Consider the following 12458-nt stretch of genomic DNA (forward strand, 5'->3'; position numbering starts at 1 on the left):
ACCGACTCTAGCACCTAAAGAGAAACTCGGAACTTTGTAAGATGTTCCCTCAAGCCGTCTTCTGCGTCACCAATCCCAGCTCGTCGACCATCGCCTGGCGCATCAGGAATTTCTGCGGCTTGCCGGTCACCGTCATCGGCAATTCGGTGCGGAAGCGGATGTAGCGGGGGATCTTGAAATGGGCGATCTGGCCGGCGCAGAAGGCCTTGATCTCCTGCTCCGTGGTGATCTGGCCGGGCTTCAGCACGATCCAGGCGCACAGCTCCTCGCCGTATTTCGGGTCGGGAATGCCGAACACCTGCACCTCCTTGACCTTGGGGTGGCGATAGAGAAACTCCTCGACCTCGCGCGGATAGACGTTCTCGCCGCCGCGGAGGACCATGTCCTTGACCCGGCCGACGATGTTGCAATAGCCCTCGGCATCGATGGTGGCGAGGTCGCCGGTGTGCATCCAGCCGTCGGCGTCGATGGCCTCGCGGGTCTTCTGCTCGTCGTCCCAATAGCCCTTCATGACGGAATAACCGCGCGTGCAGAGCTCGCCCGGCGCGCCGACAGCGACGGTGGCACCTTCGGCGTCGATGGCCTTGACCTCGACATGCGGATGGACGCGGCCGACGGTCGAGACGCGCTTTTCCAGGGGGTCGTCGACGCTGCTCTGGAACGAGACCGGGCTGGTCTCGGTCATGCCGTAGGCGATGGTCACCTCAGCCATATGCATCAGCGACACCACCTTCTTCATCACCTCGATCGGGCATGGCGAGCCGGCCATGATGCCGGTGCGCAGGCTGGTGAGATCGAAGGAGGCGAACTCCGGATGGTCGAGCAGGCCGACGAACATGGTCGGCACGCCGTAGAGCGCGGTGCAGCGTTCCGTTGCCACCGCCTTCAGCGTGGCGCCGGCATCGAAACCCTCGCTGGGGAAAACCATGGTCGCGCCCTTGGTGACGCAGCCCATCGTGCCCATCGACATGCCGAAGCAGTGGTAGAGCGGCACCGGGATGCACAGCAGGTCGTCGACGGTGAGCCGGATCGCCGCGGTGACGAAATTGCCGTTGTTGACGATGTTGTTGTGAGTCAGCGTCGCGCCCTTCGGCGCACCGGTGGTGCCGCTGGTGAACTGGATGTTGATGGCGTCGTCCGGTTTCAGCCCGTCGGAGATGCGGTCCAGCTTGTCATGCTCGTCGCGCCCGGCCATTGCCAGCACGTCGGCGAAATTGAACATGCCCGGCGAATTCTCCTCGTCCATGCGGATGACGGTCTTTAGCGCCGGCAGTCTGTTGGCGTCGAGCTTGCCGGGGGTGGCCTTGGCGATCTCCGGCGCCAGCGTCTCGATCATGCCGAGATAGTCGGAACTCCTGAACTTGGCGGCGGTGACCAGCGCTCGGCAGCCGACCTTGTTCAAGGCATATTCCAGCTCGACCAGCCGGTAGGCCGGGTTGATGTTGACCAGGATCAGGCCGATGCGGGCGGTGGCGAATTGCGTCACCAGCCATTCCCAGCGGTTCGGCGACCAGATGCCGACGCGGTCGCCTTTCTCGAGGCCGAGCACCAGGAAGCCGGCGGCGAGCGCATCGACGGTGTCCGACAGTTCCTCCCAGGTAAAGCGCTTGTCCTGCTCGACGAAGACGGCGGCATCGAGCGTGCCGTATCTGCCGACCGTATCGGCAAACAGCGCCGGGATGGTCAGGTTGAGCAACGGCACGCTGCGGTCACCGGAGACATGCGCCGTGCCGTCAACCGGCGCAATGAACGAACCGCCATCGCGCTTGCCGCGCAGGTTGGTTGCATTCTTCAACTCATCGAGATTGATCGGCATCGCCGTGTCCTCCGCAGACAGAACGAGCCTATCAGCCCGGCGGGGTGGTGGAAATCCCGTCGATGGTAGGGCTGGGGTTGGAACTCGCCCTGTCAGGGCCGAAAACAAAAAAACCCGCCACGGCGGGCGGGTGTTCGGGGCCAATTGGCACCATAGCGAGATTAATAGCATAGCTGCCGGCACAAAGCAAGAACAAAATTGCTGTACATCAGGAAAATCGCTTCGGGTCGGTGCCGCGGCTAGACCGCTGGATCCAACGTTAGTGGTTGGCAAAGGCCGAGGCGATATCCGATCTCCCCCCTTGCGGGTGAGATGCCCGGCAGGGCAGAGGGGGGCGAAGGATCGCCAAGTTCGACTTCAGCACCCCCAACCGGGAACGGATGAGGCTCCGATTGGCTGACAGGTCGGCGGGACAGCACCCCCCTCTGGCCTGCCGGCCATCTCCCCCGCAAGGAGGGAGATTGGCAGCTTGGCCGACGGCGCCTGCTCCGCAATCGTCAACTCGAGTTCACCAACGCCATCCTGGCCGCAATATCGCGCAACATCGCCTCGTCGGCCGGAGCGCGCATCTTCCGCGACGCCACGAGACAGGCCTGCGAGCGCAGGATCACGCCGTCGGCGAGCACCTTGAGATGGTTGGCGCGCAGCGTCGCGCCTGACGTGGTGATGTCGACGACGATGTCGGCCAATCCGGCCGCCGGCGCGCCTTCGGTGGCGCCGAGGCTTTCGACGATGCGGTAGACCTGGATGCCGTGCTTTTGCGAAAAGAACTGCTGGGTCAGGCGCCAGTATTTGGTGGCGATCCTGAGCCGCCGGCCATGGCGCTGGCGAAAATCGGCGGCGACGTCGTCGAGGTCGGCCATGGTGTCGACGTCGAGCCAGATGTCGGGTACGGCGACGACGACATCGGCATTGCCGAAACCGAGGCGGGCGATGATTTCGGCGCGCGCCTCGCAGTCGGCGAGGTTTTCGCGCAGCAGATCCTCGCCGGTGATGCCGAGATCGACCGAGCCCTGGCCGATCTCGCCGGCAATCTCGGAGGCCGACAGGAAGGCTATCTCGACGCCGTCCAGGCCATCGATGCGGGCGCGGTATTTGCGCTCGTCGCCGGGCAGGCTGACGGCAAGCCCGGCCTTGGCCAGCACCTCCAGCGCCTGCTCCTTGAGCCGGCCCTTCGACGGCAGCGCCAGTGTGATCATGGCGCCGTCTCCCGCAGTGCCTCGATGCGGTCGAGCCAGACGGAAAAGCCGACGCCGGGGATCGGCGTCTTGGCACCGAGCAGTGTCAGCAGCCGGTCATAGCGGCCACCACCGGCCAGCGGCCGCTCGCCGCCTTGCGCCGCGATCTCGAAGACCAGGCCGGTATAGTAATCGAGCGGGCGGCCGAAGGCGGCGTCGTAGCGGATTTCAGACATCGGCAGGCCGAGGCTTTCGATGGCCGCAGCGCGGGCTGAAAAATTCTCCAGCGCAGCTCCCAGCGAAAGACCGGCATCGGCGGCAAAACTTGCGAGCGCCCCGGCGGCGCTATCTAGCGGCACGTCGATCGCCAGGAAACCCTTCAAAGCCGCAAATGCCTCGTTCGACAGCCGGACGCTGCGCAGTTCGGCTTTCTCGATCAGCCGCCGCGCAATCTCGGACGGCGAACGCCCGGCCGTTGCCGACAGGCCGGCCTCTTCCATGCCGCCGCCGATATGCGCCGAAAGAGCCTCCAGATCGCCGTCGAGGACAAGCGCTGCCACCGCGCCGGCGATCTGGCTGTTGCGCGGCGGATTGGCGAGGTCGGCAAGCGCCGCTTCCAGCATTGGCGCCGAGCCGAAGGCGCGGGCCAGCCGCATGCGCCAGCCGCGCGGCAGGCCAAGCGCTGCCAGCACCGCCTCGAAAATGGTCTGGTCGCCAAGCGTCACCGCCAGCTCCCGGCCGGGCAGCACCAGCGAAAGCAGCGCATGCGCGTCGGCCAGCGAACGCGCGTCGGCGGCGGCCGTGTCGCGGTCGCCGAGGTCCTCGATGCCGGCCTGGAAGAATTCGTTGCCGCCCTCGCGGCGCTGGCGAAACACCTCGCCGAGATAGGAATAGCGGCGCGGCGTGCCGGCCTGGCTGGCAATGTGGTCGAGGCAGACCGGAATGGTGAATTCCGGCCGCAGGCAAAGCGTCTGTCCGGTCTCGCTCTCGGTGAGAAAGATGCGGCGCCGCAAATCCTCGCCGGCCATGTCGAGGAACGGGTCGGCCGGCTGCAGCACAGCGACCTCGACCGCATGGGTGTTGCGCGCGGCGAAGAGCGTCGCGATATCGGATGCGATGGCGGGGGAGGTCATAAAACGCCACCTCCCCTTCTCCCCCTGTGCGAGAAGCTGGATTGGCGCGACGCGCCAAGACGGATGGCTGGACAGAGTGCGAACGCAGGCGCTCTACGGCGCCCCCCTCTGTCCTGCCGGACATCTCCCCCACTTGGGGGGAGATTGGACGTCACGCCGGCTTTCGCCAATCGCCGACGTGGCAAGAAAAGCGAGATCGACGAAGCAGCCGATCTCCCCCCTCGTGGGGGAGATGTCCGGCAGGACAGAGGGGGGCGCGACGAAGCGCGACCTCTACTTGCCACGCGCCCGCTCCTCGGCCTGCGCCGCCAGTATCTTCTTCACCTCGGCGACCAGATCGCCTTCCGCCACGGTCACCTGCGCCGGCCGTGCGGCGCGCCATTCGGCGTTGTCGGCGATCTCGGCCGACATCTTGGCGCCTTCGATCAGGTCCTTGATCTGCAGCTCGCCCTTGGCGCGCTCGTCGCCGCCCTGAATGATGGCGACCGGGCTGCCGCGGCGGTCGGCATATTTCAGCTGCGCCTTCATGCCGGCGCCGCCGAGATACATTTCGGAGCGGATGCCGGCGGCGCGCAGCTCGGCGACCATCTTCTGGTAGCGGCCGAGGCTTTCCGTATCCTTGTCCATGGTCAGCACCACGACCGGCGCGATGACATCCGAGGTATCGAGCTTGCCGAGGTTCTTCAGCGCCGTCATCAGGCGGGAGACGCCGATCGAAAAGCCGGTTGCCGGCACCGGCTCGCCACGGAAACGCGAGATCAGCCCGTCATAGCGGCCACCGCCACTGACCGAACCGAAGCGGACGATCTGGCCGTCCTCATTGGGGATCTCGGCCAGCAGCTCAGCCTCGTAGACCGGGCCGGTGTAATATTCGAGGCCACGCACGACGGAGGGGTCGATGCGGATGCGGTCTTCACCGTAGCCGCTTTGTGCGACCATGGTTCTTATCTGCTCCAGCTCTGCAAGGCCCTCGACAAACGGCGCATTCGTTATGCCCAGATGTTCGAGTTTCCTTTCCTCGACAAGATTGCTGAGTCCGGGGTTGATGGATCCCAGTGTCTGGACAATTTTTTCGGGATCGTGCTGCGCCATGACTGTGAAATAGCTGATCACAACGTCGATTTGTGCGTTATCCAGCCCGGCACCTTTGGTGAAATCACCGCTCTCGTCCTTGCGCCCTGCACCCAAAAGCAGGCGCACGCCCTCGACGCCCAACTTGTCCAGCTTGTCGATCGCGCGCAGCACCTGCAGCCGGCGGCCGGCGTTCTCCTCGCCGCCGAGGCCGATCGCCTCGAGCACGCCGTCGAGCACCTTGCGGTTGTTGACGCGGATGACGTAGTCGCCGCGCTTGATCCCCAGCGCTTCCATCACGTCGGCCATCATCATAGCCATCTCGGCGTCGGCGGCGACGCCCGGCGTGCCGACCGTGTCGGCATCGAACTGCATGAACTGGCGAAAACGGCCGGGACCGGGCTTCTCGTTGCGGAACACCCAGCCGGAGCGATAGCTGCGATAGGGCTTCGGCAGGCGCTCGAAATTTTCGGCGACAAAGCGCGCCATTGGCGCGGTCAGGTCGTAGCGCAGCGACAGCCACTGGTCGTCATCGTCCTGGAACGAGAACACGCCCTCGTTCGGTCGGTCCTGGTCGGGCAAAAATTTGCCGAGCGCATCGGTGTATTCGATCAGCGGCTGGTCGACCGGCTCGAAACCGTAAAGCTCAAAGACCGAGCGGATCGTCGCCATCATCTTCTCGACGGCGCGCAGATCGTCGGCGCCGCGGTCGACAAAGCCGCGCGGCAGCCGCGCTTTCATCTTTTCGGATTTGTCGGCCATGGGATGGGTACTTTGCTAAGCAATTGGTGACTTATTTCGGGTCGGCGTGTCCTACCGATGCAGCCCGGAGAAGGCAAGGGTTTGCGCTTCTCCTTGCTCCCCCTGCGCGAGAAGGCAAGAAAAAGAAGCTGAAACAATTGCGCCATGCGCGCGGCATCGTGCCGACACAATCCGGGCCGATAAGCGCGCCGAAACAAGGGGTTCGGGGCCATGGCCACGCTACAGAAGTTCGACATCATCGATAGCGGCGCACGCGACGCCTCGATCCGGCTACCGCCGGCCGATGGTTATGGGTCAAAAACGACGAAGCAAATCGCGGGACCGTTCGAGATCGCGGCGCAACAGCGCAGCGGGCCGACCATGCGCGACGTGCTGATGACCGGCCTGCTGGTGATCTATCCGGTGTTCGCCGCGCTGGCGGCCATCCTGGCCGGGTTTTTCCTGGCCGGCGCCGGCGGCGCCTGAGCCGCTATTTCGGCCGCCTGAACGCTTTCCGCTCCGCCTCGACCGGCTCGCGGCAGACGCAGCCCTCGAGATGGTCGTTGACCAGCCCCATTGCCTGCATGAAGGCGTAGACGGTGGTCGGGCCGACAAAGCTCCAGCCGCGCTTCTTCAGCTCCTTCGAAATGCGGACCGAAACGGCCGTCGTCGGATTGGCGCGCAGATGGGCGAGGTCGACGATCTCGGGCCGCTCGTCCGGGCCGGGCTCGAACTTCCAGAACCAGGCGGCCAGCGAGCCGGCCTCGTCGATCAGTTCGCGGGCGCGCTTGGCGTTGTTGATGGTCGAAACGATCTTGCCGCGGTGGCGGATGATGCCGGCATTGCCAAGCAGGCGCTCGACATCGGCGTCAGTGAAGGCGGCGATCTTGTCGACGTCGAAGCCGGCGAACGCCTCGCGGAAATTGTCGCGCTTGCGCAATATGGTCAGCCATGACAGGCCCGACTGAAAGCCTTCGAGGCAGATCTTTTCGAACAGCCGGCGATCGTCGGCGACCGGCCGGCCCCATTCGTGGTCGTGGTAGTGCAGGTAATCCGGCAGGTTGCCGTGCCAGAAGCAGCGGGCGATGCCGTCGGGACCGGCAAGCAGACCTGTCTTTTCACCCATGGCGGAATTCCGTTCGTGTCTTGGCGTTAACGCGTTTTGGCGCGGTCTTTACCGCGGCTTTACCAGATTCCTGAACCGGGCGGTAACCACACCAAAAGCTTTACTGACAGATCGGCATTTTACGCATTCCGATTCATGTTTCGGTTGCCGCTTCGCGCCCAATGTCGCGGAAATCGGGGAGGCTTTGCGCCCCGGCATGTTCGACGATCAAGGTGCGATCCGATGAAGATATTCTTGTTCCCACTGTTCGGCGCCGCGGCCGTGCTTGCGGCCGGTGCCGCCAACGCCAACGACCGCTATGCCGAGAGGCCGCCGGTGGTGGTCAGCCCCGACCTTTCGGCGCCCTGGGTGCTGCAGCTCGGCCATGCGCCGGGCATCGTGCGGCAGAGCCGGCAGGAAGCGCAGCTGCTACGGCGCTACCGGCGGCAAGCTGAACCCGATCAGTTGCGCACCGCAGCGGTGCAGGCGCCGGCCAAACGCATGGTGATGCGGCCGCAGATCGATCCCGTCTATTTGCCGCAGGAAGTCGCCTATGACGGCCCGCAGAAGCCGGGCACGATCGTCATCGATACGAGAGAGAATTTCCTCTATCTGGTCGAGAAGAACAGCAAGGCGCGGCGCTACGGCGTCGGCACCGGCAAGCCGGGCTTCGAATGGTCCGGCACTCACAAGATCACCAACAAGCGCGTCTGGCCGGACTGGCGGCCGCCGGCGGTGATGATCGCCCGCGAAGCCGCAAAGGGCCGTTATCTGCCAACCTATCTCGCCGGCGGCATGGAAAACCCGCTCGGCGCACGCGCGCTCTATCTCGGCTCGACCGAATACCGCATCCACGGCACCAACCAGCCCTGGACCATCGGCGGCGCGGTGTCGTCGGGCTGCATCCGCATGCGCAACGAGGATGTGGTCGATCTTTACGAACGCGTGAATATCGGAACAACGGTGGTGGTGATATAGTTGCCGCGACGAATCATCTGGTCTAGAAAGACATTAGCTTTGGCTTTCTGAGGCCAGATGAATAAACAACGGGGGACGGGCCGTGTGGGGATGCGGCCAGTCACGAAAGGGCAGCGCGGCAAGCCGTGCTGCCCTTTTTGTTTCCGCCAGCGAGAATTGACGAAGATTTCGCCGGCACGTCGCGCGACAGGCATAGCGGTTCGCTTTTCGCGCTGCCTTTTCGCCGTCCCTTTGCTATGTGGCAGCCAAAATTCCAGACAAAGGCCCTATCTCGATGTCCCTCTCCGATGACAGCCGCTATCTCAAGGGCGGCCCGGTTGCCCAACGCATCATCGCCAGCGTGCGCGAGGACGCGGCGATCGCCACCGCCGAAGGCTTTCCGCCCAAGCTGGTGTCGATCACCGTCGGCGACACAGCGGCGGTCGACGTCTATGTCCGCAACCAGCGCGCCAAGGCGGGGCTGGCCGGAATCGGCTTCGAGGAGAGGCGCTTTCGCGCCGACATCACCGCCGGCGAACTCGAAGCTGCGATCCACGGCCTCAACGCCGACCCGCGCGTCACCGGCATCATCATCCAGCGGCCGGTGCCGGTGCATATCCCGATCAAGACGCTGCAGGCGGCGGTGCATCCACTCAAGGACGTCGAGGGCATGCATCCGGCGTCGATCGGCAACATCGTCTACAACCAGCTCGACCTGGCGCCCTGCACTGCCGCTGCCTCGGTCGAACTGCTCAGGGAAACCGGCCTCGACCTCAAGGGGCTCGAAGTGGTGGTCGTCGGCCACTCCGAGATCGTCGGCAAGCCGATCGCCTTCCTTTTGATGAGCGAAGGCGCGACGGTAACCGTCTGCCATCACATGACACGCTCGGTGGCGGCACACGCACGCCGCGCCGACGCGCTGTTCGTGGCCGTCGGCAAGCCGCGGCTGATCAAGGCCGACATGGTCAAGCCGGGCGCCGCCGTGATTGATATCGGCATCAATTCGGAAATCGGACCGGACGGCGAAAGCCGCATCGTCGGCGACGTCGATGCCGAGAGCGTCAAGCACGTCGCGTCGTGGATCACGCCGGTGCCGGGCGGCGTCGGCCCGATCACCGTGGCGATCCTGCCGCGCAACACGATGGTGGCGCTCAGCCGCCAGCGCGCCCGCTACCAGGCAACCTACGGCACGGCGGACAGACTGGCGGCGGAGTAGGCGACTGGCGGATCACTCGGCCGCGACAACCACCCTGTCTTCGCGAACGCCTTCGGGCTTCGGCCCGCCATAGGCCCAGTCGAGCAGCTTTATCGTATGCACCACCGGCAGCGTCGCGGCGGAGGCGATCTGGGTGATGCAGCCGATGTTGCCTGTGGCGACGATTTCAGCGCCGGTCGCCTCGATATTCCTGACCTTGCGGTCGCGCAGCGTCGCCGAAATCCCGGGCTGCAGGATGTTGTAGGTGCCGGCAGAACCGCAGCAGAGATGCCCTTCGCGCGGCTCGCGCACGACGAACCCGGCCCGGACCAGAAGCTCCTTCGGCTGGCGGGTGATCTTCTGGCCATGCTGCATCGAGCAGGCCGAGTGATAGGCGACGATAGTGCCCGGTCTACGCACCGGTTCCGGCAGGTCGAGACTCCCGAGATATTCGGTGATGTCCTTGGCCAGCGCCGACACGCGCGCCGCCTTGTCGGCGTAGGCAGGATCGAGGCGCAGCATGAAGCCATAATCCTTGATGGTGGTGCCGCAGCCGGATGCGGTGATGACGATGGCGTCGAGTCCGCCCTGCTCGATGGCGCGCGTCCAGGCGTCGACGTTCCGTCGGGCCGACGCCAAGGCAGCGTCCTCGCGTCCCATGTGATGCACCAATGCGCCGCAGCAGCCCTCGCCCTGCGGGACGACGACCTCGACACCAAGCCGGGTCAGCAGCGAAATCGCCGTGTCGTTGATGCCGGGATCGAGCACGGATTGCGCGCAGCCGGTGAGGATGGCGACGCGGCCATTTTTCTTGCCGCCCTGCCCCGCATGGACGCCCGGCGAGGCCATCGGCGAGACTGCCGGGACCGACGCCGGTGCGAGCCCGAGCATGGCGCCCAGCGGCCTCAAGGCCTAGATTTTCTCGAACAGGCCGGCGAATGGCTGGCCGAGCTTCGCCAGCTTGAGCGCCGCGCGAAAGCGCGAGGGATAAGGCAGCACGAACGCCAGCATGGCGCGTGTCAGGCGATCGGCCAGCGGACGCTTGTAGGTCTGCTCGATATGGGCGCGGGCATGGTCGACCAGATGCATATAGTTGACGCCCGACGGGCAGGTGGTCATGCAGGCGAGGCAGGACAGGCAGCGGTCGATATGGGTGACGATCTCCTTGTCTGCGGGACGGCCGTTCTCCAGCATGTCCTTGATCAGGTAAATCCGGCCGCGCGGCGAATCCAGTTCGTTGCCGAGCGTCACATAAGTCGGGCAGGTGGCGGTGCAGAAGCCGCAATGCACGCATTTGCGCAGGATCTTTTCCGATTCCGCGACATGCGGATCGGCAAGCTGGGCAAGCGAGAAGGAGGTCTGCACGTAAACGAATCCTTACCGTTTGAGCATGATCTTTTCCCAAAACCGGTATCCGCTTTTTGGGATCATGCTCATAGTCCGAGGAACCAGCTTTCCGGGTTCTTGACCGCCTCGCCGCGCTGCAGCGCCTGCAGGCCGAGAATGCAGCGGGCAATGAACCAGACGGCGACAGCGACCATCAGCACGACGCCGACGACCACGACCATCAGCAGCGCCGAGATCAGTGCATAGAGCAGGCCGATCCAGAAGGTGCGGATCAGCAATGCGTAATGGCTTTCGACGAAGCCGCCGGCCTTGCCGCGGTTGATATAGGCCAGGACGATGCCGACAATGCCGCTGACGCCGATAACGAGGCCGGCGAGATAGAGGATATAGATGACCAGCGCGTTGGTCGGACCGGGCTCCAGCCAGCGGTCGGTCTGGCGTGACGTACCGTTTTGGCCTGCATCGCTCATTGCGCTCCTCCCTCGGTTGCTGGCGCGAGAGTAGCAGAGCCTGCGCCCGGCGCCATACGCCCGGGATTGAGGATATTCTTCGGGTCGAATTCGGCCTTCAGCCGCGCCGACAGTGCTGCAACAGGCGGCGCTTGCGGTTCGAACACGGGTATCGCCGCGCGATGCGCAGGGGTTGCACGAGCCAGCGTGGCATGGCCGCCGCCATGCTTTCTGATCAGCCCGCGCAACAGGCCGGCCTCTGGATCGTCCTGCTGCATGCGCAGCCAGATCAGCCCGCCCTGCCAATCGTAGAAGGCATCGACCGCGGCCTGCATGCGCAGCGCCAGCACCATAAGGTGGCCCTGCGCCGGCGCCATCGAGACGCGCCACACCGGCCTTTCGCTGCCATCGGCGAACGGCGCGCAATCGCGGATGTCACGCCAGACAGAATACGAGACCGAACCGGAAATCTCCTGCAGCGGACCGGCGTTTTTCAGCAGGTCTTTCAGCGCCGCGATGCGGTAGGCGACCGACGGGCCGAAACCCTCGATGCGCAGCAGCGTCGCGGCGTCGCTGCCGAGGCTGCCGCCGGCGACCCGCGCGGCGACGCGTTCGGGAAGATGGGCAGCGCTCGACACTTCGGCGCTGGAACCCAGCCCCAGCGCCATGGCGGCGGTGGCATGATCGTCGAGCAGGCCACGGATGGCGAGCGTGACTTCGGTCTCGGCAGCGGGAAGCACCTTGAAGGTGACGTCGGTGAACACCGCCAGCGTGCCCCAGCTGTTGGCCATCAGCTTGGACAGATCATAGCCGGTGACATTCTTGACCACACGGCCGCCCGACTTGAAGGCCTCGCCACGGCCGGAAACGGCCGCGATGCCAAGGATGTGATCGCGCGCAGCCCCGGCCTTCAGCCGCCGCGGGCCGGAAAGGTTCGCGGCCAGCACGCCGCCGATCGTGCCTCGTCCTGGTTCACCGCCGAGCAGCGGGCCGTAGTCCATCGGCTCGAAGGCCAGTTGCTGGCCGTTTTCGGCAAGCAGGCTTTCGATCGCGGCCAGCGGCGTGCCGGCTTTCGCCGACAGCACCAGTTCGGCCGGCTCATAGAGCGTGACGCCGGACAGGTTCGACAGGTCGAGCGTATGCTCGCTCTGCTGCGGCCGGCCGATGCCGCGCTTGGAACCATGGCCGAGGATCTCGAGCGGCGAGTCTTCCGCTGCGGCCCAGGCGATGGTGGAGAGGGTTTCCGCTGATGTGGTCGGGGTGAAGGTGGTCATGCGGCAGAACCACCAGTCGTAAATGACGAGAAGCCGCGATCCTTCCCACCCCCCTCTGTCCTGCCGGACATCTCCCCCGCAAGGGGGGAGATCGGATGTCGCTTAGGCTTTCGCCAACCATCAACGCTTGAAGGCGAGCAGGACGTTGAAGCAGCCAATCTCCCCCCTTGCGGGGGAGATGTCCGGCAGGAC

General features: G+C 65.0%; 10 protein-coding genes and 1 pseudogene. 3 read left to right on the plus strand and 8 right to left on the minus strand.

Features of this window, described 5'->3' with window-relative positions:
* Positions 1–49 precede the first annotated feature (49 nt).
* From NKH43_RS01730 to hisS, 4 genes are all read right to left on the minus strand, one after another.
* A complete protein-coding gene (locus NKH43_RS01730) occupies positions 50–1816 on the minus strand; it encodes an AMP-binding protein (RefSeq protein WP_352856275.1) in 1767 nt (588 codons plus the stop codon).
* A 497-nt stretch (positions 1817–2313) separates the two neighbouring features.
* Complete coding sequence (gene hisG, locus NKH43_RS01735; protein ID WP_352856276.1) at positions 2314–3015, minus strand: ATP phosphoribosyltransferase; 702 nt, start codon at positions 3013–3015, stop codon at positions 2314–2316.
* Positions 3012–4127: an ATP phosphoribosyltransferase regulatory subunit gene (locus NKH43_RS01740; protein WP_352856278.1), complete on the minus strand. Its 1116-nt coding sequence runs from the start codon at positions 4125–4127 to the stop codon at positions 3012–3014. Before NKH43_RS01740 ends, hisG begins: the two co-directional genes overlap by 4 nt.
* A gap of 273 nt (positions 4128–4400) precedes the next feature.
* Entirely contained in the window at positions 4401–5960 is a 1560-nt protein-coding gene (gene hisS, locus NKH43_RS01745; protein WP_352856280.1) for a histidine--tRNA ligase, read from the minus strand.
* Between the two features lie 210 nt (positions 5961–6170).
* Here hisS and NKH43_RS01750 point away from each other — a divergent pair, with 210 nt between their 5' ends.
* Complete coding sequence (locus NKH43_RS01750; RefSeq protein WP_352493854.1) at positions 6171–6425, plus strand: hypothetical protein; 255 nt, start codon at positions 6171–6173, stop codon at positions 6423–6425.
* Positions 6426–6429: 4 nt separating this feature from the next.
* On the opposite strand, the gene NKH43_RS01755 is transcribed toward NKH43_RS01750, so the two are convergent.
* A complete protein-coding gene (locus NKH43_RS01755; RefSeq protein ID WP_352856281.1) occupies positions 6430–7065 on the minus strand; it encodes a DNA-3-methyladenine glycosylase I in 636 nt (211 codons plus the stop codon).
* 222 nt (positions 7066–7287) lie between these two features.
* On the opposite strand from NKH43_RS01755, the gene NKH43_RS01760 reads away from it, so the two are divergent.
* Together NKH43_RS01760 and NKH43_RS01765 are read left to right on the plus strand one after the other, a co-directional pair.
* Positions 7288–8022, plus strand: a complete 735-nt coding sequence (locus tag NKH43_RS01760; RefSeq protein ID WP_352856282.1) for a L,D-transpeptidase — start codon at positions 7288–7290, stop codon at positions 8020–8022.
* 274 nt (positions 8023–8296) lie between these two features.
* Positions 8297–9217: a bifunctional 5,10-methylenetetrahydrofolate dehydrogenase/5,10-methenyltetrahydrofolate cyclohydrolase gene (locus tag NKH43_RS01765; RefSeq protein WP_352856283.1), complete on the plus strand. Its 921-nt coding sequence runs from the start codon at positions 8297–8299 to the stop codon at positions 9215–9217.
* Between the two features lie 12 nt (positions 9218–9229).
* Here the strand turns inward: NKH43_RS01765 and glcF are convergent.
* From glcF to NKH43_RS01780, 3 genes and pseudogenes are all read right to left on the minus strand, one after another.
* Positions 9230–10561 (minus strand): annotated as a pseudogene (gene glcF / locus NKH43_RS01770) (glycolate oxidase subunit GlcF).
* 68 nt (positions 10562–10629) lie between these two features.
* Complete coding sequence (locus tag NKH43_RS01775; RefSeq protein WP_352856284.1) at positions 10630–11013, minus strand: DUF4870 family protein; 384 nt, start codon at positions 11011–11013, stop codon at positions 10630–10632.
* Positions 11010–12266, minus strand: coding sequence for an FAD-binding protein (locus NKH43_RS01780; RefSeq protein ID WP_352856286.1), 1257 nt, complete (start codon positions 12264–12266; stop codon positions 11010–11012). Before NKH43_RS01780 ends, NKH43_RS01775 begins: the two co-directional genes overlap by 4 nt.
* Between the last annotated feature and the right edge of the window lie 192 nt (positions 12267–12458).

This window comes from Mesorhizobium sp. M1163 (assembly GCF_040318415.1).
Lineage (GTDB): Bacteria > Pseudomonadota > Alphaproteobacteria > Rhizobiales > Rhizobiaceae > Mesorhizobium.

What these genes read in the sequence shown, in the direction of transcription:
- NKH43_RS01740 (WP_352856278.1), bottom strand. Translation starts at nt 4,127, where the DNA reads ATGACCTCCCCCGCCATCGCATCCGATATCGCGACGCTCTTCGCCGCG.
- NKH43_RS01730 (WP_352856275.1), bottom strand. Translation starts at nt 1,816, where the DNA reads ATGCCGATCAATCTCGATGAGTTGAAGAATGCAACCAACCTGCGCGGC.
- NKH43_RS01760 (WP_352856282.1), top strand. Translation starts at nt 7,288, where the DNA reads ATGAAGATATTCTTGTTCCCACTGTTCGGCGCCGCGGCCGTGCTTGCG.
- NKH43_RS01755 (WP_352856281.1), bottom strand. Translation starts at nt 7,065, where the DNA reads ATGGGTGAAAAGACAGGTCTGCTTGCCGGTCCCGACGGCATCGCCCGC.
- NKH43_RS01750 (WP_352493854.1), top strand. Translation starts at nt 6,171, where the DNA reads ATGGCCACGCTACAGAAGTTCGACATCATCGATAGCGGCGCACGCGAC.
- hisS (WP_352856280.1), bottom strand. Translation starts at nt 5,960, where the DNA reads ATGGCCGACAAATCCGAAAAGATGAAAGCGCGGCTGCCGCGCGGCTTT.
- hisG (WP_352856276.1), bottom strand. Translation starts at nt 3,015, where the DNA reads ATGATCACACTGGCGCTGCCGTCGAAGGGCCGGCTCAAGGAGCAGGCG.
- NKH43_RS01765 (WP_352856283.1), top strand. Translation starts at nt 8,297, where the DNA reads ATGTCCCTCTCCGATGACAGCCGCTATCTCAAGGGCGGCCCGGTTGCC.
- NKH43_RS01780 (WP_352856286.1), bottom strand. Translation starts at nt 12,266, where the DNA reads ATGACCACCTTCACCCCGACCACATCAGCGGAAACCCTCTCCACCATC.
- NKH43_RS01775 (WP_352856284.1), bottom strand. Translation starts at nt 11,013, where the DNA reads ATGAGCGATGCAGGCCAAAACGGTACGTCACGCCAGACCGACCGCTGG.